Source organism: Paenibacillus sp. JMULE4, assembly GCF_013337105.1.
In the GTDB taxonomy this organism is placed as follows: Bacteria; Bacillota; Bacilli; order Paenibacillales; family NBRC-103111; genus Paenibacillus_G; species Paenibacillus_G naphthalenovorans.
The window spans coordinates 1-22,100 of the sequence record NZ_SGWF01000019.1; the positions used below are offsets into that span (position 1 = coordinate 1).

Sequence of the window (22,100 nt, forward strand, 5' to 3'; positions counted from 1 at the left end):
TATGATACCGATACTGAAATCGGACATTTACTATACTCACAAGTTCAAGCCAAACTGCATAGACATTCGTTGAACCATACTGAAGTGGTTATGGAAGAGAACAAAGCAAATAGATACGGGTCGGAACAAATTATTCATCCGAGAATTGGCCAAGGAACGTTTAAGGTAATGGTGACTGAAGCTTATCACCGCCGCTGTGCAATAACAGGAGAAAAAACATTGCCAGTTCTGGAGGCCGCACATATAAAACCGTATTCTCAGAATGGCCCTCATATGACAAGCAATGGATTATTGTTGAGAAAAGATATTCATACGTTATTTGACCGGGGGTATATTACGATCAATGAAGATTTGCGCATCGAAGTGAGCAAGAGGATTAAAGAGGATTACGGTAACGGAAGAGAATATTATGCATTCCATGGCAAGAGTTTGGCTGAAGTTCCCGACAATATCCATGAAAAACCTTCGATTCAATATCTGAGATGGCACAATGAAAATGTGTACTTGGCCTGAATACAAAGGCTTCCCTTTGTATTTGATGCAAACATACGCGTGCTGACAAGATGCGGTTTAAACCCGTAACTTTAGAGTCTTACACCCTTATTCACACGATTGCGTAATTTCTCATTGATTTACGTCGTTGTCGCTCGTTGTCGCCCTTGACATGGAGCCTCCAGCGGGCATGATTTTTCGCGATAGGGCGATGCGGATAACACATGCATCGCGAGGCTAACAAGCCTATCATGCCCGCCCCTCCATGTAAAGGGCTTTATCCATCATACCTTAATCACAAGCGGTTTTACGGCTTGCTGATGCATAGCTTGATGAAATTCCTGCGGGGATAGATCATACAAACTTCCATGGATCCGCCGCTGATTATAAAACAAGAGATAGTCAGATACGATACGGTATGCATCCTGATAACTCTCAAATTCATGCCTGGAGAGACACTCTTGTTCTAAAATGGCATGAAATGCTTCGATATGCGCATTTTTATTCGGCGTTTTCGGAGGAATACGTTCATGTTCTACACAATACTCCAGGCATGCTTCTTCAAAAGCATGGCTGATAAATTGCGGGCCGTTATCGGTACGAACCACGGGCAGCTGATCTTTCTCAAAGAGCCGCCGTTTCCATAACGCTCTCTGCAGGATTTGCGCAGCATGCTTCCCTTCACAAGAGAGGCCCATGTGGTAGTCGATAATCGATCGGTCGTAGACGTCAATCAGGCTGAGCAAGAAAAAGAAACGCTGCTCTGCTGCAATATAGCCGTATTTCACGTCCATCTCCCAAAGCTGATTCGAAGCGCAAATCTCACGGTTGTTCGCCAGCTTTCGGGGATATTGGATTCGCTTCCGGCGTTGTGGCTGCAGGATGCCCAGTTCCTGACACAGCCGGTATACTTTTTTCTTGTTAATGATCAGCCCATACTGTCGTTTCAGGCATACGGTTAATTTACGGTAACCGTAAGTCGCTTCTTCCCCGGCAATAAGCTCCATCAGCCATTCCTTGATCTGCTCATCGCTGACGGGACGCCGCTTATGATCCAAGGAAAAGCCGGGAATCGGCCGTCCGCCGTTATACACTCGCTCTTGCTTGAAGTGTTTCTTCCGGTAATAGTACGTCGCTTCACTGACGCCGACGATTCGCAGCACCACTGCAGCTTTATAACCCCGCGCAATCCATTTGTCGGCGATCTCTATTTTGTCCGATAGGCGGGGTTCACCTTTTTTACGAGATCACGAAGAATCGCAATCTCCAAATCCTTCTCGCCCAACAGCTTTTTCAATTTGTCGTTTTCCTGCTCTAACGCTTGAAACTCTTTGGATGATGGAGTGTAGGCTGCAACTTTTTTGGATTCTGGTGATGCGTTTTTCCAGTTTGCATGCTTCGATTGACGAATCCAACGAGCGAGCATTTTCCCGTCTATTCCATGTCGTCTTGCAACTTGGCTGGCATTGCCTGCTTCTAAGGCTTCTTGGATGAGCTGTTGTTTAAATTCAATGCTGTAACTCTTGCGCTGCATCTTTGATCCCTCCACTTTTGTTAATTCATATTGTAGTGGATAAGGAGAAAAGACTCAAAGGTAAATATGGGGCTTTAGAGGATGTTGTTGTTGCCGCAGTGTATAATGACTGGGAAAGTGGTGTCGAAAAAAGGAACTTACAGTTGAATTGTGGAATAAGTCTATTGAACTATTACAACGATAGGAGTTACATACATATGGCAAAAGAGAACCTTGTTACCAGTTTGGAAGACAAACTATGGGCAGCAGCCGACAAGTTAAGAGGCAGTATCGCTTCTTCCAAATATAAAGATGTCGTACTTGGCATCATCTTTCTTAAATACATCTCTGATCGCTTTGACCAACGGTACAACGAGCTTGTGGCAGAAGGCGACGGATTTGAAGATGACCGCGATGAATATGAGCGTTTCAATGTATTTTATGTGCCGGAAAAAGCTCGTTGGAAATATATCATTGAAAACGCAACAAAACCGAATATTGGTCAAATCATCGATGAAGCGTTTATCGCTATTGAAAAAGAAAACAAGAAGCTTGCCGGAGTCCTCCCCAAGATTTATTCCGGCGCAGACATTGACCAACGCAGAGTTGGCGAAGTGGTCATGGTGTTTGAGAATGCCAATACCTTACTTATTGAGGAAGATGCGCTCGGTCGCGTCTATGAATACTTCCTCGGCAAATTTGCCTTTATGCTTGGTCAAGGCGGTGGGGAGTTCTATACGCCGAGTAGTGTTGTAAAACTTCTCGTTGAAATGATCGAGCCGTTCGAAGGAACCATCTATGACCCGTGCTGTGGTTCTGGTGGTATGTTCGTCCAAGCTCAGAAATTCGTGAAGGCACATGGCGGCGGCAACGCCTATAAGCTGTCCGTTTACGGTCAAGAGCTAAATGCCGAAACCCGCAGACTTGATGCGGCCAGTTTATTAAACCGTTGATCCAATGCTGGCCGCAACCAATCCGGCCATTGTTGATATGGCAATATGGCATAGCAAAATCCCCTCCCGAGTTCGAGTGTGTCGATGTTAACTCTGTCGGAAGGGGATGGCAAGTTGTGAATTACTACTTTAATGGTTTTTCCTGATATTCTTCTATCCAATATGGATAATATTCATTTTCCCATTTCGAACCATCATAGTATTCAACTTCTTTTACGCAAGCAATGAATTTAACAGCATCGACTGTTTTTGAATACCCTCCAGTCAGTTGAAATCCGCTATTTGAGCCATATGTTTTGCCTGGTTGAATATTTGCTTCGGCATTCCCTTCTTTTAAGAAATCGGGTGACAACCATCCTGTTTTAACAGGATAACCGTCTTTATCAAAGCCCATCCATCCAACAACATATTTTTTGACTACTTTGTCGGAATTGTTTTTTACTTCTATGGTCAAGTAAGTATCATCAAGCCAATCGGTAAAAAGGCTGGTCTTTATAACACTCACTTCTTGCTTTCCCTTTAGTTCCTCCATCTTTTTTTTACGTTCGGTAGCTAATTTCTCCTCGTTCTGTTTTTCGTAAACTGTTTTTTTAGCTATCATATCAGAATCATTAGGGATGATCATCAATGCTTCATCTATGACTTTGATAGCTTCATCGAATTTCTGCTCGGACACAAGCTTTTCGGTATCACTCAGAATGGCTGCTTTATAGTCAGATGAGGTCTCCTTTATCAGTTCTTGTGCTTTGGTATAATTGGCACTGTCAGTTTCGATGACCTTGTTAAACTCCGAAAGAGCGTCTTTCACATTTTTGTTCTTAAGGAGTTCCTCTCCAGTTTTAAATGCTGTTCTCGAATCATTCAATTTGTCTATCTCGTTTTGAGCAGCACTCACTTCGGATTTCAATAGATTGGTTTTTTTAATCGTTTCGAGTCGGTTTGATGCTGAGCTATAATCTATATTTCCGCTAGTAAAATCTTGTTTGATTTTATGAATATCCTCTTTGAGGAAAGTCTCAACCTCTAACTCTTTATCCAAATCTCCCTTTATTTCTTTTTCGTATACTTCAATGGCATCGCCATACTGGTTTCCATGCACAGCTTTTTTGAATGCACTTACGGGATTGCTGTTTATAAAAATGATCAACAGCATACCTACAACGATAAGAACTCCAAGAACACCACTGGCAATTAACCATTTTGTTTTCTTTGTTATTGTTTTTCCATTTGATTCAGCACCGACTTTTGTTCCGCATTTATTGCAAAACAAACTGTCTTCAGCTATTGGTGTTCCACATTTTCTGCAATCCATAATGACTCCCCTCTCAATCAAAGATATTCGAAACAATTATAATAAAGCAAACCGACAACATTATGTCAGCGAATATACGTTCCGCAATGATTAGAACTAGAGATGCAGGTAATTGATACCATTCAACAAAAATATACAAAATCCTCTATCCTACTTGTGAATCAATATTTTGAAAGATAGAAACAATACAATATTTAACCTTTGGGGAATGACGTTCCTGTATGACTTGGAAATAAAATGAATACTGTGATACAATTAATATGGGAACATACATTTGTGCTTGGGAGTGGTCGCAATTAACGATTGGCGAAAAAGAAGACTAGACAATATATTAGTTAGCCCTGTTTTGGATTTCTTTGATGAAGAAATAGTCACTGCTAAAGGAATGAATTATCGAGAAGGTCAAGCGAATATGGCATTAGATATTACTGAGGCCTTTCGAGATAACAAGAATATCATTGTTGAAGCAAGTGTTGGTATAGGAAAATCATTTGCATACCTAATTCCAGCCCTGCTTGTGAATCAAATAAGTGGTAGACCTATTATAATTGCCACTTCATCAATTCATTTATCAGAGCAACTCTTATCTGATGCAAAGCAAGCGGCAAAGCTTTTAAATAGATCTGTTAATGTTGTAGTTGGTAAAGGAAGAAACAATTACTCCTGTTTAAATCGAGCGTATAATCTAAAGGTTGGGAACGATTCAAACTTTAATCGTTTACTTGAATGGGTTTTAAGTAACAAGTTTGGTGATCGTGGAAAACTTGATTTTGAAGTGACTGATCGTGAGTGGAGCTATTTTAATGTTGATAAATGTACTTTTGAACGATGTCACCACAAGAGGGACTGCCATTTCTACAGAATGAGAATTAATATTTCTGATACAGGTTATCAGGATTTAATAATAGTAAATCATGATCTTCTGATTGTTGATTTACTCCGTAAAATCAAAGGATACTCTAAGTCGATCATTACTACAAGATCGCCTATGATTATTATTGATGAAGCACATAATTTAGAGTCTAAAGTTAGAAGTGCGCTTACAAAGACATGGAGCCATAAATTGTATTTGGGTTTCAAGAAAGACTTTACGAAGGTCGTCTCATCACTTCCAACATTTGATGATATTCGAGGGAAAATGGATAAATTCGGAAATATCATATCAATCTTTTTCCATGAAATCCAAAAATACGTCACACGTGTGGCAAGAGATAAGAAATACTGTGAGTCTGAGCGCTTTCCCGTAACAGTACCGAAAAATATTGATTTTGATTTATTGTTAAGTCTTATTGATTCTTTCGAGGTAGCTCTTACCTCTGTTCCTGAAGATCGATTTGGAGATAAAGTGCTTGACGACTTGACCGAACAATTAGATTCGTTGAAACAAATGTTAACCGGACTTTACAAAGATGATCAATCGAACTTTCTATTTTGGGCAACAAAGGATAATCAATTAGAACTTCATTACTGTCCTAAAAACATTAATGAAATTTTAAATAAAGTACTTTTTAAAGGAAATTCACGAATTGTTGTTACTTCCGCAACGTTATGTAGTTCAGCTCAAACATTAGAAGGACAGTATAAATACATTTCGGACACAATTGGTTTTGAAGGAGAGTTTTCTGAACCGAAATATTCAGGATATGATTTTGATAAAAATACCAGATTGTATATTGCTGGAGATTTACCCGATCCGCAACATTCAAAATATGCAGATAGCGACAAGTATTATGAATGCATATCTGATCGAATTCAGGAGTTAAGCCAAATAACCGATGGAAGAACACTTGTACTTTTTACATCGAAGGAGGATTTGAAACAAGTTCATCAATTGCTTCTTAAGAAAACAAACAGGTGGCCGATATTGATACAGAAGGAAGGTAGTTCTCAAGCCAGTGTGATTGAGGAATTCCGTTCAACACAAGGTTTGTTACTCGGTACCGGTGTTTTTGGGAAGGATTAGATATCCGAGGTGATGACTTGTCTCAGGTAATTATTGTACGGTTGCCTTTTCCGGTGCCTGATCCAATAATTGAATATAAAATGTCACTTTCGAGAAATCCTAATGATGAGGTTCTTTTACCGGAAATGTTGATCCGTTTGCGTCAAGGGGCGGGGAGATTGATACGCTCTGAGAGCGATAAAGGAATTTTAAGTATTTTGGACTCACGACTGTCATCAAGGTCAAATAAAAAATACAGGGAAGCTGTATTATCTTCTTTACCTTATAAGCAAATTACTGAAAATATTGATGAAGTTGTTAAGTTTGCCAGAGCAAAATTGCCGCCTTCAATTCGGTGTAAGAATGCGTCATGAGGTTACAATATATTCCTTTCACCGTCTCCACACATGTGGAGTGCTGTTCACTGTTAGTGAGGAAGGACAATTAAAACGGGGATAGGCTAGATTCATGCACAACAATTTTGATTTTGATAGTACTATCTATAAGAAGTAAGGTAGTTTATACTAAATTATTCATTGATATCAGTCGATAAATATATCAATTAGTATTTACACCTCGGGTGGTTTTCGTGAGAATAGCTCATAATATATCAGCATTAAATACATTAAATAGACTTAACAAAATAATAGATCTATTGGGAATTCTTTAGAAAAACTATCCTCGGGTTTACGCATTAACAGAGCGGCAGATGATGCAGCAGGACTAGCAATATCTGAAAAGATGAGGGCACAAATCAGAGGATTAGAGCAAGCGGAGAGAAATATTCAAGATGGGATATCCTTAATTCAAACAGCAGAAGGTGGATTAACAGAAATAACTGATAATTTGCAACGAGCTAGAGAATTAGCTGTCCAAGCGGTAAATGATACATTAACTGATGAAGATAGATATATGATTCAGAAGGAAATAATGCAGTTAAAACAAGAAATTGATGATATTGCAAATCTCACTCAATTTAATGGGATTAACCTTTTAAATGTTGAAAACAGTAATTTAACGACAGTAAGCTTTTCTACATATATTGGTGATAATATATCCTCACTAACAAGATCAACTTTGATTGGAAACAGTGATAACATACATACGGCAAGTGGAATAAATATTATTTCTGGAGTTAATGATGGGTTGACAATCAAGTTTGATGGTACAGCGTACTCCATTAATATATCGCCAGGATTCTACAGCGGTTCTTCTACTGCATTATACAATGATATTAATACCAAGCTGTCTGCTCTAGGCGCACCTGTTACACTATCTGATGTATATAGTGACTGGGATGATACTCATATGAGAACGTTATTAACGAGTACAATTCCAGGTAACCATACGATTGAGGTTGAAGGGACAGCATTTAATGAGATATTTGCAGCAGAACCCCAATTTGGTGGAAATTATGAAGTTTGGGGAAGAGAAGCTGATTTTTCCGTAGGGTATACTGTTGAAGCAGGCATTAATGATACGTTAAACTTTATTGAAAATGGGGTATCTAAAAGAATTGTTCTTACTGCAGGCTCGTATAGTAGAGATGAACTGATTGCGGAGTTAAATAATCAATTTGCCAATGTAGGTGCTAGTATTACCGCTTCAATGTCACCTTCAATTGGAGTAAATATGAGTGCTGGACCTGGAAATAAGCATTATATTCTTAAGCTCACACATAACTGTCAAGGCCGGAATAAAAATTTAATTTTTAGCCGGGTTATTTTTTTAGGATTTAGTCAATATGGAGTAAGGGACAAGGGGGCTAGCCCCCTTGTCCCTTACTCGGCGGCGCGCGGCCGGGAGGTCAGCCGGAGGAGAGCCTGAAATCCGGAATTTAGAACTCACCATATACTTTTCCGACGAACGTAGATTAAAGCGTACATCATGCAGGATGACGTACCAATCCCGATCCATCTCCAGTCGGCCAGGGATAGGCGTATTTCCAATATAAAGCTCTATACCTTCTCCGCAATGTAGATCGTAATGGCGATCATCGGACGCTTTCTCTTCATCCTTCGCCACCTCCCGAACGTCGTGGAGCTTTTGTTGAAGATGGCAGTACGCCGGCGCGTATCTTTTCTTTCAAACGATAGGAATCCCCGCGCATATTAAAGACCGAGCTGTGGTGTAAGAGGCGGTCCAGTATAGCCGTCGCCAGCACGGGACTACCCAGCATCTCGCCCCATTCGCTGTATGACTTGTTGGATGTGATGATGATCGACCCACGTTCGTAGCGCTTAGATATAACTTGGAACAGGATCTGGGCACTCGTCGCATCAAAAGGGGCATAGCCAACTTCGTCCAGGATCAGTATCGTAGGCCTTGCATAACTCCGGAGGAATTTCGGAACTTGCCTGCATTCGGCTGCTTCTCTTGCAGCTTCCATGAATTCATCCGCACGCACAAATAACGCGGTCTGTCCCTGATGGATAGCCTCTAGCGCGATGGCCACGCTAAGGTGCGACTTTCCTACCCCCGGAGGTCCCAGAAACATCAGATTATGGCCCTCCCTATAAAACGAGCGAGCGATTAAATCGCGAATCCGGCGTTCATCCACACTGGTTTGCGCGGCAAAGTCGAATTCGGTTAACGTCTTTACGAAAGGAAAACGAGCATTTCGGACTCTTCGGTTCCATGATGCTTCTTGTTTGTGGTTTTCTTCCACATGCAAGAGGCTGCCTAAAAATTCAGCATATGATATACTGTTGGCAGAAGCCTCTTCAAGCAAGGCGTCGAGCCGATGGGCAATGGATTTCCAGCCCAACTGAGCGCAACGCTGCTGGAGTTCGATCAAGGCTTGCATACCAGAAATTCCTCCTCTCCGATTAACTCGTAATAATCAAGGGAGCGAGTTTCTACCTCAGGAGCTTTCTGAACGTGTGGGGAGGTCGCCAAACCATAGTCCCCTTCTTCAAGAGCTCCTTTTAATTTCGGCAGATGCTCCGGTCGATAAATGGTCGTTTTACCCGTCTCTTCGTTGATCCGGTATGTCGTGATTTTTTGTTCGTGATCCCACACTTCGAAATGATCGGAATCGATCCAACGAATACGAACTTCTTTTAGACCCAAATGACTTGGAACCGTATATTTCTTGGATTTAACCGATATGTAGCCGTCCCACACCAGCCGCTTTTCCCATTTCGCCACCACATAGGGGGCGATACCGCTGATAGGCGACAAGGCCTTGATTTCGTCCTGAAAACGTTCCTCCGGCGGCACACCGGTTGTGGCATTGGGTTTGGCGTTTGCTACCGTCTCCAGCCACTGCAGCGCATCTTGGTTCCAAGCTTCCAGCGCCGGTTCATGCTTGCGTTGCAAGAAGTTTTGGCGAACATATTTGACCGAATTTTCAACTTTGCCTTTGGTTCGTGGTTTCCCCGGTTTGCATACATCCACCTGGAACCCATAGTAGTGTGCAAAATCCGCGAAGACGCTTGTCAGGACGACTTCTTTGAGCAATCGTTTCTGGACCACGGTTTTCATGTTGTCAAAGAGCACTTTTTTTGGTATGCCTCCAAAGTACTCGAAGGCTTGTCTCATGCAGCGCAGGAAACTGTCCATCTTCATGGTATCCGTGAAACATACATACCGTTTTCGTGAATAACCCATCGTCATGATAAATCCATAAATCCGTCGGCGTTTCCCTTCGAAATTTTGAATGCCGCAATCCATCCAATCCACTTGCGCCTGTTCTCCCGGCGCTGTTTCATAGCGCGGAACCCCCTGTTTTCTCGGTGCACTCCGAAACCCTTGCACATAATCTTTGAGAATCGTTTTTCCGCCGGTATAGCCCTTGGCTCGCAGCTCATCGAACAGAACCTCGCAATTGGTCGTGCCTTCCTCGATTCGCTGCCTGATATACGCCTTATATGGATCGAGCTTGCTTCCCCGAGCCGGCCGGGTTTGTTTCTTAGGGATTTCCTTCGTATACTTTTTCGCTGTAGGCCAACTGATCTGCAACTCGTCGGCGATAGCGGTAATGCTCCATCCCTTCTTCTTTAAGTCTTGAATCACCCAGAACATTTCTTCCTTTCTCTCAAAATTCACTACTAAGCCTCTCCCTCGACACAAAGTTGCGCACCCTATTATATCGAGAGATTCGAGACTATTCTAAAATTTTATTCCGGCTATATTCTTAATTTTACATTCGGCGTTAACATAACTACAGTAGTTCGGAAAATGCAATACAATTAGTGTCAGGCAATGCACTTAATCCCTTGTTTTTGCGTTTATCCCAGCCAGGAGATGTATGGACTCCAAAGACAACCAGTTATCTAAAAACGGATATTGATATTATAAGCGGAATAACGGTAAGAGCTGGACAGAATAAGTGGGAGTTTACTGTTGACGAAGGTATTAAAAAGGTAATAACACTATCACCTGGTTCATATACAGCTACGAGTTTAATCAGTGCTTTAAATAATGAATTCAATAATGTAAGTGCAGGTATAATCGCAGTAAACGATAACGGGGTTCTAAAGTTTGAAAGGGAAATGAATGGTAGTAGTTATACAATTTCAAACTTCAGAGTAATTAATGAAACAAGTAGCGTTACGTGGAGAAGTTTACAAATAGGTGCAAACTCAAGCGATACATTTCAAATCCTCTTAACTGATGCGAGAGCAACTGCACTTGATGTGGATAATATTGACATTTCAAACAGCCAAGGCGCAGAATCTGCTATCTCTAAAATAGATAAAGCATTAGAAAAAGTATCATCAGAGCGTGCTAAATTTGGTGCATATCAAAATGCACTAGAACACATTCATAATAATATTTCAAATTATAAAATTAATTTAACGGCATCAGAATCACGAATAAGAGATGTTGATATGGCAAAAGAGATGATGGAGTTTACAAAAAATAATATTCTCGCTCAAGCCTCCCAAGCCATGTTAGCTCAAGCGAATCAGCAGCCTGAAGCCGTATTGCAAATATTAAGTAATAGTTAACTGCTCTCCAATAATATGGAGGGTTTCTTATTTTTTCCTGCATATTGGGCCGGATCCGTTCCTTGCAGCGGCTTTACTTCGTCCGATGTAGCTGCCTTTGGCAGATGGCTTCCAAGTAGGCGGCAGCCAGCTGCGTGTCGGAGAACTGCCTTGTCACGCTTTCCAAATAAGCACGGATACCTTTGGTTCGGTCTCGTCGGTGATTGGTGTTTTGAATGAGTTGCCCTTTCAGAAAGGAACGTTCATGTTCGGCCAGATACTCTCTAGTATCCAAATCATAGATCCGCAGTCTGGTTTCACATGCTTGTACACCGACCTCTTTGGCAGTGCCGTCATATGTGCCAAGCGGAACCGAGTACCGGTTGCCTTCATACCAGATGGTATTGTCCTTTCGCACGGTCCTTGTTATACTCATTTTAGGAGATTTTATTTTTTCGAGGACCGGGCGAAGATGTTGCTTTTCGATGGCAAACACTTCGGCTGGTATTTTTTTCGTGGTATGGTGAACCAGGGCGTTGCCGGTCCGATCCAGCCAGGACAAACATTCCTCATTGAGCTTATCTACACTGACAAACATCCGATGGCGGGCAAAGTTTTGTTTCACATATTTCACGACATTCTCCACACGCCCCTTGCTTTCGGGATCCTGTTTCCGGCACATGCGAACGTGGAAGCCGCGCTGGCGTACATAGGATGCAATTCATGGGTCAGGATCAAGTCGCCGTAATTTTCACTCGCAAGCAGCAAATGATCTTGGTCGTACACAATCTCCCGGGTCATCCCGCCATAATAAACAAAGGCAAGTTCGTGCGCGTCGATCACGTCCTTGGTGACGAAGGGACGGTCTTGCCAATGGACGAATTTATGCCTGGAGTGGGAAAGAACGAACGTGATGAACCATAACTTCACCGAGATGCCTTGCATATTTTTTATTTTCACTTCTCCGAAATCCACTTGCATTTGCTCCCCCATTGGTGGACGTAACTTCTGACGGTGCTCGCTCCGATTTTTAAAATCGGCATGGCGCTCTTTCAGCCAGCCAGGATTTGTGTTGCGGACAGATCCGGGTATTCCCGCAGCCACTGCAAGATTTGCTGCTCATAAGGGTCTAACTTTTTTGCACGGGTTTCAAGCTCTATAAGTTCGTTTTCTTCTGGTGTACGGTTCCGACGAATGCGGAAGCGGATCGCGCAGCTTTCGTGGTTCGGACATTCATGAACAAATTTCGTTTGAAATAACGGTGAACGCAGATAGCACGCACCTCGCGACGGCGCTGCAATCGACTTATTTTCCGTTCAAGCAAAGGACGCCTGGCGGCATGTACAGCGATCAAGCAGTTTCCAATCTGATGGGAGATTTATTCAAATAATAGTTGATATTGAATCAATCAACATTCTTTTGGAGCATCCGCTTAACCCTTTTAATGTTGCTAAGAACACTGATAAGTGTCGATTGGTTTTCACATAACCAATATCAAGTAGAGCAACTAAATTCTTGGACGACAACAGTTAACAACAAATTGAATGTACTAATTTCAAGGAGTTAGAAAATCTGAAATTTGACCGAAAAAAGCACTGCGAATATCAAATGTATGAAATATTTGGTTCCGATAATGGGTTCTGTGAGTGGAAAGTAAAAGCAAAAGGATTTGTCCTTTACTGGAATGATTTCGTGTCAGACGCTTGGTTTGTTAATTGGAACAAGCCCTACATAAAACATGGATTTGAATACAAAGAGCATATTTTTCAAAGAGCCGGTTGCCTCAAATATAAAGGTAACCGGCTTTTTGCATGAAGGTAGGAAAGTCAAGTGCCGAAGGTGATTGCTCTGGCCAACCAGAAAGGTGGAGTGGGAAAGACCACAACGGCGATCAATTAAGAAATCGGACTGGCTACTGAAGCGTGCATGTCCTGCAGGGCAACGCTCAGTCATTTTATAAAAATTCCCTTATAATTGGTAAGTCAGGAGGACGGGCTTCACGAGCACGGCCGCGAGGGATACCGGTTCCGCAAATTGCAAACCATCCAAAAAGACGATCAAACGGATTCAGTTCATTCGGGTGATTAGATCGAATTTCTTTACTAAACCTTGTAATGCGATGTATTATTGTGATACGATGTAATCGGTTGATTTTGAAGGTGAGGTGCAGGTATGGACAAAGAGATCATGAAAGGCAGTATTGATATTTTGCTTTTGTCACTCCTAGATAAACGGGACATGTACGGTTATGAAATCGTAAAGATATTGAAGGAAAATAGTAATGAACTGTACAACATGAGTGAGGGAACGCTGTATCCCGCCTTAAAAAGATTAGAGAATAAAGAATGGCTGCAATCGTATTGGGGAAATTCCGAGAGCGGCGGGAGAAGAAAATATTACAGAATTACACAAGATGGAAAGAAAGAATTGGAAAAGAAATTAAAAGAATGGAATCAAATCAATCATTTAATAAAAGTATGTTCGGAGGGAATCGCGTGGATAAAAAAATCGAAACCTATATTGATAAAATTGTAAGCGAATTAAATTGCGGCGAGGAACAAAAAAGGGAAATCATTGATGAAATGAGGGATCATCTATACTTATTGAAAAATGAATATATAGAACAAGGTTTTACAAATGAAGAAGCGACGCAAAAAGCACTGGAAAATTTCGGGGAACAAAAACAATTGATAAATGGTTTACAAGAGTCGTTATTTCCCTTTTATAAGGTATTCAAGATGGGAACATGGATTTTATTTGGTCTGTACTCCTTGATCATTCTGTTTAAGCTGCTATTTCAGAGAATGATTATACGTATTACAGATTATGCAAACGGTTTTGCGAACCCCTATTATGTTTTCCACCGAATTCAGAAGGATATTTTGATTTGGAAGCTTTAAAGTTTAATTCGAATATCATCCCTTTTAAAAATACGATGGAATACATAACTGGATATGACCGGTTTAACTTAGATATAATCATCAATAACACATTAGGGAATATTTTAATTTTTCTACCATTAGGAATTTTTCTTCCTCTTTTATTTAAAAAATACCAAACCTTCACGAAAGTATTTGCTGCGTCAATTCTAATCAGCTTTTCAATCGAATTCTTACAACTTGTTCTTAAAATTGGACAGTTTGATATCGATGATATCATTTTAAATGTCACCGGTAGTATCATCGGTTTTTTACTTATAGGGACAATAAAGAGTATGATCCATTTACCGAAAGGAAGTATATTCCGAAAAACAACAAATTAATTGCTTTTTCCCTTGGTTGCCTTCCGCAGCTGCTGGTGGTAGCTCTCGATCATATTGGTCATGTAGATCAGCTTGCACAGATCAGGTAAAGAAGGTAGCGAGCTCGTCCCAGTTGCTGCACCATGAACGGATAATGTTGTGGAGTGCTGCTCACTGTTAGTCAGGAAAGACTAAGAGTTGAGATGTATTGGCGGATATCGTAACGGAGCGGGAGAATGCCCGCTTCTTTTTTTGAACTTATTATGATAGGGGCGGCTAAGGAAGACGCTCTTCTTCTACATACCCCCTCAGTGCCGAATGATTGACTTTTTTGTCGTTGTAACCCTTAACTTAAGCATAATTTTCCTTCGTTTGTTTAAAACCATTTCCATTATTTAACTACTAATGTTTTACCTGAATCCGTGACAAACTTAAGTCCACTCCGCCAGAGAGGGCAGTATATGGAAAAAAGTAATCGGAAATCCCCCCATCAGCTAAAGATTCGTGATGAAAACAAATCTACAAATGACAGAATCCATCAAGCAAGGCATGCTCAATAAGCCTTGCTGTTTACGGTAAGGCCGGAACAGGGAAGAGCAGTTTGGGTTGGTCTGGATGGCGAAAAATGGATTCAGGCAAACGCTTGGTACACTCGTCGTACGGTCTGAAACCAGGGACTGTATCGCCCAAAATTGAAAATCGTTTGACGAGCGTGTCGGCTGACTCTAGCCGCGATGTACACGATGTTTTGAATCACGGTGCGGATGCGGCGACGTTGTACGCCTCCCCGAATCGGAGCATCGTCTTGGCGCAAGCTTTCCTGCCCCATGATGCGGAGCAGGTTGTAAGCGAACACCCCCGCGTGCAAAACCAGATCGTTGGTATCGAATTTGCCGGCGGGCAGTCGCTCCAAATCCAGATCCGTCTTCAGCTCACTATGAAATTGTTCGCTCGTGCCGTGATCGCGATACAACTCGATGACACGCCACGGCGAGCAGGTAAGAGAAGTCCAATAGACGTTCACTTCAATTTCCGGGAACAGGAGCATCTGACCTTCACGGTCGATCGTCCGTACGATCACTTGAAACACTTGACGAAGGGCTTGATCGAAGCCTTTTTCGGGAAAGGCGATCACGCCCATGTATTCCGTCTTGCCGGGGCGCTGCTCACAGGCCATGCCCTTGTCTTCGGCGATCCGTAGCCAACTTTCCTTGGATGTATTGCGCAGATTGACCTTGATGATATAATCGACCTCTGGCTCAGCATGACACACCTGCAGATTTTCCAGACTGTCGTGAGCGGAATCCATCCGCACGAGAAGGCGCTCTTTCGTGATGCGCCGGGCATACTGGATGCTTTCGCGCAGAAAATCAGCGCCATCCTTCTGACTGTGCGTGCTGCCTTCCCGAAGCTGCACATTCACGCTATACCCCTCCTGTCCGAGGTAGGCGAAAATGGGGGCGTAGCCGAACGTGCCTTTGTAGGTCAACGAAACACCCTCTTTTTTCGTACCGGAGTTATCGAACGGAGAGACATCGATATCCAGCGGAATCACCGTATGCTCGCCTGCTGTCAGTCCGGTTACAGGTGCTTTTACGTTTCGAATCAGATCGGCGGATTCTTGAAGCAGGATCTCGTTCCAGTTGGCATTCATCGTTTGAGCTGCGGCATCCAGACGCTGACGGAGCGTCGGGCTTGACGGCACCTTGCGGACACCGAGGCAGGTTTGGAATACGGGATCTTTTCGGAAAGGTTCGATGTGGTCGAAGTCGCTTTTGCCTTGGCAAAGCAAGCCAAGATAGCTGGTCATGACATCGCCATGACTGTGAATCGGGTTCTCCATTCCTTTCACGGTGGAGCGATTGAGACGCTGCGGCAATCGGGTATGGGAAAGCAAGGCGCCGACGGTGGCCAGGCCAGCATGCGTAGTCAACAGAATTTCCTTAGATTGGGTGAATTGGATTCTCATATGTAGCACCTCGCAGGTGAAAGTGGATCATTCATGGTTCCTTTAAAATTCACCATCGGAGATGCGATTTCCTTTCTTTTTCTTCTTTTTCACAGAAGAACTATCACGGATTCAGGTTTTAACCAATGAGCAGGAACTTTTAAGTAACGAGGTAATCTGGTCTCTTTATTACCTTTAGCCGAGTTAACCTGAGCTTGAGTAAGAAAAATACTTCCGGTAAGATTTGCACCTGATAAATCAGCATCTCTTAAGTCTGAACCAATAAAATCCACTTTTCTTAAGTCAGCGCCCCTCAAATTAGATGCAATCAACAATGCCCCTCTTAAATTCATACCTCGTAGGTTAGCACCTTTTAAATTCGCACCTATAAAATCCTTGCGTATCTTGCTTTCCTTATTACTTTGAATGAATTCTTTTCGAATGAATTCACTTGTTTTGAGTAATAAATGATTCACGATTTCTCTATGAGCCGGTACATCTAAATTAAGAATATCTTTCGGATTAAGATTAGTTAGAGATAAAGTTTTATCGAAAACGCTTTGCAATTCATTCCGGATGGGTTGAGTTTCTTCTAAATCTAAAGCTTGACTTAAGTAGCAAAGCATCTCATGCAACTGTTGAACAATAGGAAATACTGCAAACATTTCCTTTGATAACTCTGGATTCTTTCTCCAATCTTTACCTTTAAAAATTTCTTGTGAAACATGTTGTCCAGCACCAAAACATTCATAGGAAACACACCCATGAAAACCTTGATCTCTTAGATGTTCATGTATGCTGCAACGATGATCTGGACACAAGTTACGACAAGGGACTCAGCCTTCTTTATTAAAAGCAAAATCTGCTGATTTTGTATAGGGTAAGGCCACACAACATAACCCAAAGCAATTTTCACAGTCAGACTGCAATTTACTATTCAAAAAATCACTTCCTAAATTAATTTGACCCGCTTGCCCGTCGCCAGCGGCGAAAAGCCAAGGTAAGCGTTCCATTTGGTTCATCGAATCACTCTTCTTGATACGTGACCATATGGTAACATCATAATGGATGCTGTTCCATTTGTCACGCCGGCACAAATGTAGGGGCTCTCAACAATGAAACGTCTATATTGTCTAATCTATGAGATCTATCCCCAGCCCTGGGGGACTACCCCAAGCTTGCGACTATCATAGTGCATAGATAGACAGGCAAAACAAAAAAACTACCCATTGCAGTAAGGTAGGTCTTCTTTCTCAGCAACCTGGCGATCATATCACTGGGTATGTAGACCCATGGATTTGCGTCCCTATTTTTCGATAGGTTTGCCTTGTGTATAAATTTTATTGAAAAAAAATGTGCAACCTTCCATACTGGTCGTACAATGTTGATTATTCGACAATTTATTTATTGTACAATTATAGTCCTAAAGAACTCCATTTGCAACCATTTCCATTAAAATTCCTTATGCCAATAGGCCTATAAAATGTCCGCGAAACATTCCTCTACGTAATCAGGAGCAGCTTTGTTCAATTGTTCAATCGTATGTAAATACCTTTGAGTCGTATTAATATGAGCGTGACCCAGATTTTCCTGAACTTGCTGCAAAGAGGCACCGTTAAGAAGAGCAAGCGTTGCAATCGTGTGTCGAAGCCAATGTGGGGTTGGTTCCTTTCTCAGATCGCTTTGTTTACGAACTTTCTGCATAATTCTTTCGACCTGCCTGACCGTTAGGGGAAACAGACGTTGTTCCGGTCGATAGTGGGAAAAACGTTCTGCATAAATCATCCAGAGTTTTTTGGGAACCTTCACTTCTCTTTGTTTACCCCCTTTGCCGTCAACGACGGTTAACCACACGGAAATGCCGGCGGGATCCGAGTGGAAATGCCCCCATTCGATTGCAACCAGTTCCGATACTCGTAATCCCATTAATATTAAAGATAGGCCAATCAAATAGTTGCGTTCACCTGATTTTTTTAGCTCGATTAGGAGATGTATTGCTTCCTTTTTCGTCAGATAATGATTTTTGCTGGTTACCGGTACTTTGGGGGAGCGGATGCAAGTTGTTGGATTTACCGTAAATAGACCAATATTCGGATCACTCCCCCATTTGTATAGCGAACGAATAGGAGCAAGGAAATTTGCTACTGAAGCAGGGGATAAGGGCTTTTTACTAGGACTGCAAAGCCCCTCAGATAAACTGATCTTGAATACCTCGACCTCTTTCCATGTTACTTCACGAAGCGGCTTGAAGGATAGAAATTGACGAAATAATTGGATCGCTCTGCTGTAATTTCTCAAGGTGAATTCAGATTCCATGCAAGTCATTTTTAGGAACATAGACACGATTTGGTCATCTGTGTACGTTCGATTTTTCTGCTCTGTTTGTTGTTCCGGTAATACCATAACTTGATTCATCTTGGTTGTTTCTCCTCCATGATGTCGAATAATCAACATTGTGCGACATTGTACATCGTGTTTCGCATTAATTGCAATATGTTCTAAACGGAGGGACACCACATTGAATCAACGAATCGCAAGTTGGCTGTCCAAATTGCGGTTACACGATTCGTCTACCTATCATCACAGTATTCGCGTTAGTAATATGGCAAGACGAATAGCCGCAGAATTAAATTTAAATCAAGAGCAAACCCAAAAACTTGTGCTGGGATGCATTTTACACGACATCGGTAAAATTTTCGTTCCAAAATCGATTTTAGGAAAATCCTCCGTACTGACCCACAATGAATGGGTCTTGATGAAGCAACATCCGATCTGGGGAAACGATTTTTTACGGAATGAGGGCATTACCGATCAGGATGTTACCGGCGCGGTTCTCTATCATCATGAACGTCCGGATGGAACGGGCTATCCATTCGGTTTGGCTGCCGGTGACATTCCATTCTGCGCCAGAATTTGTGCCATATTGGATGCGTTCGACTGCATGGTTTCGGGCCGTCCCTACCGTAAAAGCATCACGTTCGCGGATGCCAAAATCGAGCTATGGGAAAATCGAAACAAACAATTTGATCCGTATGTTTTGACCGTATTTTTACAGATGAGTGAATCGTACTTTATTGAACTGCACCATACCATGAATTCAGAATATGACAGACAGTATCTTTCCCAGAACGATCCGCCGTATCTTTTATCCGAATCCGCATTCCTTGGTTGAGTGAATATCTAGGGGGTGAAATAGTGGAAGTTTTACAGCAAGACCAGTATATCGTGATTGAACTGGGCACAGAAGAATACGCTCTAAAGATTTCTGAAGTTTATGAAATTATCAAAATGCAAAAAATAACAGCAATACCTAACAGTAGGACTTTTTTGGAAGGTGTTACGCCATAATCATTTTGATAATAAGTACTGTGATTGTTCAGATGCTGTTTAAATACTTATGGAAGAGAGATGTGGTATGAACCGTAACTTAGTTAGAAATGCTGCCGGCGTATCGGTCTATTTGGTAACTGCTGTTTATATACTTCCGTTGATTTGGCTTCTGCTTGCCGCGTTCAAATCAAGAGCTGAAATGTTTACTATGCCTCCGTCTATTTTGCCAAAATCATTAAATTTTAATAACTTTGCCGTCGTTCTTTCCGAAACGTGGCCGTACTTTATTAATTCCCTTACCGCCGGTGTACTTTCAACCGTGATTGCCCTGCTGCTTGGCATACCCGCGGCTTATGCGTTAGCGCGATATACTCTTCGCGGCTCGAAACATATCGAATTATGGATCTTGAGCACGAAAATGATGCCCCCGATTGCCGTTATTATTCCACTATTTATTATTTTTCAAAAAGTTGAGCTTTTTGATACGCGCATGGGGCTGGTTTTGCTTTATACGGCATTCAACTTGCCTTTTGCCGTTTGGATGCTGGTCTCTTTCATTAAGAAAATGCCAAAAGAAATTGAAGAGGCTGCATTGATTGACGGGTGCAATCTGATGCAGACGCTGCTGTTCATCGTACTGCCATTAATTCGCTCCGGCATTGCTGTAGTGGTGATCTTCTCTTTTATTTGGACTTGGAACGACTTGTTGTTCGGGCTTATCATGACGCAGGATGCGGCCAAAACATTGCCGGTCGCATTGACCTCCTATACGAGTCAACTCGATATTAAGTGGGAGTTGATGGCGGCATTATCTGTTTTACAAACGATTCCTATCGTCTTGTTTACATTCTTTAGCCAACGTCATATTGTTTCTGGACTGACATTTGGCGGTGTTGAAAAATAATTACGGAGGCTATTGTCATGAATACTCCAACATGTTCGCTGGGAATTGATTTTGGCACGGAGTCCGGTCGTGCGGTTCTTGTGGATGTGTCGAATGGCGAAGTGCTTGCAAGCCATGTAACGCCGTATGCTCACGGGGTGATTACAGAACGTTTGCCTCATGCAGAATCCAACTCGTTTGTTCCCCCGGATTGGGCTTTACAGCATCCCCAGGATTACCTGGAGGTGCTTTACCGTTCCATTCCGGCTGTCCTTCAGGCGGCCGGCGTATCGGCGGAGCAGGTGATTGGGTTAGGAATTGATTTCACTTCATGCACGATGCTGCCGGTCGATGCTGCTTTTGAGCCGCTCTGTCTCAAAGCGGAATATTCGAATCATCCCCACGCTTGGGTTAAGTTATGGAAGCATCATAGTACCCAAGAGGAAACGGACTTATTAAATCGTATCACTCTGGAACGCAATGAACCTTGGTTAAAACGATATGGGGGGAAGATCTCCTCGGAATGGATGCTGCCCAAATGTCTTCAAATACTCCATGAAGCCCCTGAGATTTACCGGGATGCAGCTTATTTTATTGAAGCGGGAGATTGGATTGTCGCCAAGCTGATTGGTCAGTTGAAACGCAGCGGCTGTATGGCCGGATTCAAGTCGTTTTGGCATGAGGCCGAAGGGTATCCGGCTCCCGATTTTTTTGCGGCAGTAGACCCTCGCCTCCAATCGATTACCGATACCAAATTAAGCGGTGAAGTAGTGCCGCTAGGAAATCAGGCGGGGACGCTTCTGCCTCATATGGCTGCAAGACTTGGGTTAACTCCCGGCCTTCCGGTAGCCATATCGATGATTGATGCCCACGCGGCGGTTCTGGGCACCGGAGTATGCACCCCCGGGAAATTAGTTATGGTCATGGGTACTTCAACTTGTCACTTAATGTTATCGGAGAAGGAAATCTGTGTTCCAGGCGCCGAATTAGGCGGCCCTCATCGGAGGGCCGTTTTCGTTAATGATTGTCCTGGCTATGGCTTTGGCCGGCGTGCGATGGAGTTTCGTACGATTCGTAACGAGAAGCTGAGGATTGAACGGGACAATTTGAACAGAACGTACAGCGGAGAACGATTGCCGTTATGCCAGTCCAGCAATATCGACGAGTTTACGGAGACGACCTCTCATGGCATTCAGCTCATCGGAGGGGCAAAGCGCGGAAAGGCCATTATCATCCTAAATCCCGCCGAACCGCCGGTCATGATGCGGGACACCGTCTATGCGCTGGTCGAAGGGCAGGCGGACGAGTCGGCGATCGCCGCTTCCATTGCCGAAACGGTCGACTATATCCGGTCGTACGTGCCCGGCTATCGGCTGAGAACCGAGCCCATCATTGACGGCAATAAGGTATCGGTGTTTCTCGAGGTCGAGGGCGCGGGGGATTATTTGCCTTCCTATTCCGGCAATCTCGATATTATGACGGCGTCGGCTGTGAAGGTTGCGGAGGAAGTGGCGAAGAACCGGCTGTCCGAAGCCGCCGTATCATGAATCCG

Annotated in this window: 23 protein-coding genes, 3 pseudogenes and 1 riboswitch; of the genes and pseudogenes, 14 read left to right on the forward strand and 12 right to left on the reverse strand. The window is 42.8% G+C overall.

Going from position 1 to position 22,100, the window contains the following annotated elements:
- On the forward strand, positions 1–513 hold a 513-nt coding region (locus tag EXW96_RS21515), incomplete at its 5' end, for an HNH endonuclease (protein WP_174351380.1).
- A 263-nt stretch (positions 514–776) separates the two neighbouring features.
- On the opposite strand, the gene EXW96_RS21520 is transcribed toward EXW96_RS21515, so the two are convergent.
- Entirely contained in the window at positions 777–1,703 is a 927-nt protein-coding gene (locus tag EXW96_RS21520; protein WP_141336822.1) for an IS3 family transposase, read from the reverse strand.
- Positions 1,700–2,026 (reverse strand): transposase, encoded by a 327-nt coding sequence (locus EXW96_RS21525; RefSeq protein WP_141336823.1) that lies wholly within the window; start codon positions 2,024–2,026, stop codon positions 1,700–1,702. Before EXW96_RS21525 ends, EXW96_RS21520 begins: the two co-directional genes overlap by 4 nt.
- A gap of 197 nt (positions 2,027–2,223) precedes the next feature.
- On the opposite strand from EXW96_RS21525, the gene EXW96_RS21530 reads away from it, so the two are divergent.
- A complete protein-coding gene (locus EXW96_RS21530) occupies positions 2,224–2,958 on the forward strand; it encodes a type I restriction-modification system subunit M (protein ID WP_174351381.1) in 735 nt (244 codons plus the stop codon).
- A 124-nt stretch (positions 2,959–3,082) separates the two neighbouring features.
- On the opposite strand, the gene EXW96_RS21535 is transcribed toward EXW96_RS21530, so the two are convergent.
- A complete protein-coding gene (locus EXW96_RS21535) occupies positions 3,083–4,270 on the reverse strand; it encodes a DUF5780 domain-containing protein (protein WP_174351382.1) in 1,188 nt (395 codons plus the stop codon).
- A 286-nt stretch (positions 4,271–4,556) separates the two neighbouring features.
- Here EXW96_RS21535 and EXW96_RS21540 point away from each other — a divergent pair, with 286 nt between their 5' ends.
- From EXW96_RS21540 to EXW96_RS28340, 3 genes are all read left to right on the forward strand, one after another.
- A complete protein-coding gene (locus tag EXW96_RS21540; protein ID WP_309225195.1) occupies positions 4,557–6,233 on the forward strand; it encodes an ATP-dependent DNA helicase in 1,677 nt (558 codons plus the stop codon).
- A 17-nt stretch (positions 6,234–6,250) separates the two neighbouring features.
- Positions 6,251–6,586, forward strand: a complete 336-nt coding sequence (locus EXW96_RS28130) for a helicase C-terminal domain-containing protein (RefSeq protein ID WP_217437461.1) — start codon at positions 6,251–6,253, stop codon at positions 6,584–6,586.
- A gap of 319 nt (positions 6,587–6,905) precedes the next feature.
- The gene (locus tag EXW96_RS28340; protein WP_309225196.1) at positions 6,906–8,039 is read left to right on the forward strand and encodes a flagellin N-terminal helical domain-containing protein; all 1,134 of its coding nucleotides are present in this window, start codon (positions 6,906–6,908) and stop codon (positions 8,037–8,039) included.
- On the opposite strand, the gene EXW96_RS21555 is transcribed toward EXW96_RS28340, so the two are convergent.
- Genes EXW96_RS21555 through istA form a run of 3 tightly spaced genes read right to left on the reverse strand, consistent with a single transcriptional unit; the run spans position 7,941 to position 10,262 of the window.
- On the reverse strand, positions 7,941–8,237 hold the full coding sequence (locus EXW96_RS21555; RefSeq protein WP_174349717.1) for a DUF5348 domain-containing protein: 297 nt from the start codon (positions 8,235–8,237) through the stop codon (positions 7,941–7,943). The genes EXW96_RS28340 and EXW96_RS21555 overlap by 99 nt on opposite strands.
- Positions 8,224–9,018 carry an IS21-like element helper ATPase IstB gene (gene istB / locus EXW96_RS21560; RefSeq protein ID WP_196427002.1) on the reverse strand — a complete coding sequence of 265 codons (795 nt, stop codon included), beginning with the start codon at positions 9,016–9,018 and terminating at the stop codon, positions 8,224–8,226. Before istB ends, EXW96_RS21555 begins: the two co-directional genes overlap by 14 nt.
- The gene (gene istA / locus EXW96_RS21565) at positions 9,006–10,262 is read right to left on the reverse strand and encodes an IS21 family transposase (protein ID WP_155615815.1); all 1,257 of its coding nucleotides are present in this window, start codon (positions 10,260–10,262) and stop codon (positions 9,006–9,008) included. The genes istB and istA overlap by 13 nt, the downstream gene beginning before the upstream one ends.
- Before the next feature lie 146 nt (positions 10,263–10,408).
- On the opposite strand from istA, the gene EXW96_RS28135 reads away from it, so the two are divergent.
- Positions 10,409–11,167, forward strand: coding sequence for a flagellin (locus EXW96_RS28135; RefSeq protein ID WP_309225179.1), 759 nt, complete (start codon positions 10,409–10,411; stop codon positions 11,165–11,167).
- A gap of 73 nt (positions 11,168–11,240) precedes the next feature.
- Here the strand turns inward: EXW96_RS28135 and EXW96_RS21575 are convergent, their stop codons facing one another.
- Positions 11,241–11,780: a Mu transposase domain-containing protein gene (locus EXW96_RS21575; RefSeq protein ID WP_174351384.1), complete on the reverse strand. Its 540-nt coding sequence runs from the start codon at positions 11,778–11,780 to the stop codon at positions 11,241–11,243.
- Complete coding sequence (locus tag EXW96_RS21580; protein ID WP_217437462.1) at positions 11,777–12,139, reverse strand: DDE-type integrase/transposase/recombinase; 363 nt, start codon at positions 12,137–12,139, stop codon at positions 11,777–11,779. The genes EXW96_RS21575 and EXW96_RS21580 overlap by 4 nt, the downstream gene beginning before the upstream one ends.
- A gap of 846 nt (positions 12,140–12,985) precedes the next feature.
- On the opposite strand from EXW96_RS21580, the gene EXW96_RS21585 reads away from it, so the two are divergent.
- The 4 genes from EXW96_RS21585 (at position 12,986) to EXW96_RS27795 (ending at position 14,408) form a co-directional block, all read left to right on the forward strand.
- Positions 12,986–13,045, forward strand: a complete 60-nt coding sequence (locus tag EXW96_RS21585) for a ParA family protein (RefSeq protein ID WP_249929688.1) — start codon at positions 12,986–12,988, stop codon at positions 13,043–13,045.
- A 273-nt stretch (positions 13,046–13,318) separates the two neighbouring features.
- Positions 13,319–13,681: a PadR family transcriptional regulator gene (locus EXW96_RS21590; RefSeq protein ID WP_054820355.1), complete on the forward strand. Its 363-nt coding sequence runs from the start codon at positions 13,319–13,321 to the stop codon at positions 13,679–13,681.
- On the forward strand, positions 13,642–14,046 hold the full coding sequence (locus tag EXW96_RS27790; RefSeq protein WP_309225180.1) for a permease prefix domain 1-containing protein: 405 nt from the start codon (positions 13,642–13,644) through the stop codon (positions 14,044–14,046). Before EXW96_RS21590 ends, EXW96_RS27790 begins: the two co-directional genes overlap by 40 nt.
- Positions 14,047–14,081: 35 nt before the next feature.
- Complete coding sequence (locus EXW96_RS27795) at positions 14,082–14,408, forward strand: VanZ family protein (RefSeq protein ID WP_254611513.1); 327 nt, start codon at positions 14,082–14,084, stop codon at positions 14,406–14,408.
- A 2-nt stretch (positions 14,409–14,410) separates the two neighbouring features.
- Here the strand turns inward: EXW96_RS27795 and EXW96_RS27800 are convergent.
- The 4 genes and pseudogenes from EXW96_RS27800 to EXW96_RS21610 form a co-directional block, all read right to left on the reverse strand.
- Positions 14,411–14,543, reverse strand: a pseudogene (locus tag EXW96_RS27800) (IS256 family transposase); the annotation flags it as partial.
- 475 nt (positions 14,544–15,018) lie between these two features.
- The gene (locus EXW96_RS21600) at positions 15,019–16,356 is read right to left on the reverse strand and encodes an IS1380 family transposase (protein WP_027093557.1); all 1,338 of its coding nucleotides are present in this window, start codon (positions 16,354–16,356) and stop codon (positions 15,019–15,021) included.
- An 89-nt stretch (positions 16,357–16,445) separates the two neighbouring features.
- Positions 16,446–17,276, reverse strand: a pseudogene (locus EXW96_RS21605) (pentapeptide repeat-containing protein).
- A 311-nt stretch (positions 17,277–17,587) separates the two neighbouring features.
- Positions 17,588–17,672: riboswitch (cyclic di-GMP riboswitch) on the reverse strand.
- A gap of 139 nt (positions 17,673–17,811) precedes the next feature.
- The gene (locus EXW96_RS21610; protein WP_174351386.1) at positions 17,812–18,750 is read right to left on the reverse strand and encodes a tyrosine-type recombinase/integrase; all 939 of its coding nucleotides are present in this window, start codon (positions 18,748–18,750) and stop codon (positions 17,812–17,814) included.
- 103 nt (positions 18,751–18,853) lie between these two features.
- Between EXW96_RS21610 and EXW96_RS21615 the strand changes: the two genes are divergently transcribed.
- From EXW96_RS21615 to EXW96_RS28345, 4 genes and pseudogenes are all read left to right on the forward strand, one after another.
- Positions 18,854–19,507, forward strand: coding sequence for an HD-GYP domain-containing protein (locus tag EXW96_RS21615; protein WP_074727449.1), 654 nt, complete (start codon positions 18,854–18,856; stop codon positions 19,505–19,507).
- 23 nt (positions 19,508–19,530) lie between these two features.
- Positions 19,531–19,683 carry a chemotaxis protein CheW gene (locus EXW96_RS21620; RefSeq protein ID WP_309225181.1) on the forward strand — a complete coding sequence of 51 codons (153 nt, stop codon included), beginning with the start codon at positions 19,531–19,533 and terminating at the stop codon, positions 19,681–19,683.
- A gap of 67 nt (positions 19,684–19,750) precedes the next feature.
- Positions 19,751–20,569, forward strand: coding sequence for a carbohydrate ABC transporter permease (locus EXW96_RS21625; RefSeq protein ID WP_174351387.1), 819 nt, complete (start codon positions 19,751–19,753; stop codon positions 20,567–20,569).
- A gap of 17 nt (positions 20,570–20,586) precedes the next feature.
- Positions 20,587–22,071, forward strand: a pseudogene (locus tag EXW96_RS28345) (FGGY family carbohydrate kinase); the annotation flags it as partial.
- Positions 22,072–22,100: the final 29 nt, after the last annotated feature.

Coding starts and splice junctions, on each gene's coding strand:
- EXW96_RS21525 (WP_141336823.1), bottom strand. CDS start 2,026: ATGCAGCGCAAGAGTTACAGCATTGAATTTAAACAACAGCTCATCCAA.
- EXW96_RS21530 (WP_174351381.1), top strand. CDS start 2,224: ATGGCAAAAGAGAACCTTGTTACCAGTTTGGAAGACAAACTATGGGCA.
- EXW96_RS21535 (WP_174351382.1), bottom strand. CDS start 4,270: ATGGATTGCAGAAAATGTGGAACACCAATAGCTGAAGACAGTTTGTTT.
- istB (WP_196427002.1), bottom strand. CDS start 9,018: ATGCAAGCCTTGATCGAACTCCAGCAGCGTTGCGCTCAGTTGGGCTGG.
- EXW96_RS21580 (WP_217437462.1), bottom strand. CDS start 12,139: ATGGGGGAGCAAATGCAAGTGGATTTCGGAGAAGTGAAAATAAAAAAT.
- EXW96_RS21590 (WP_054820355.1), top strand. CDS start 13,319: ATGGACAAAGAGATCATGAAAGGCAGTATTGATATTTTGCTTTTGTCA.
- EXW96_RS27795 (WP_254611513.1), top strand. CDS start 14,082: ATGGAATACATAACTGGATATGACCGGTTTAACTTAGATATAATCATC.
- EXW96_RS21600 (WP_027093557.1), bottom strand. CDS start 16,356: ATGAGAATCCAATTCACCCAATCTAAGGAAATTCTGTTGACTACGCAT.
- EXW96_RS21610 (WP_174351386.1), bottom strand. CDS start 18,750: ATGAATCAAGTTATGGTATTACCGGAACAACAAACAGAGCAGAAAAAT.
- EXW96_RS21625 (WP_174351387.1), top strand. CDS start 19,751: ATGAACCGTAACTTAGTTAGAAATGCTGCCGGCGTATCGGTCTATTTG.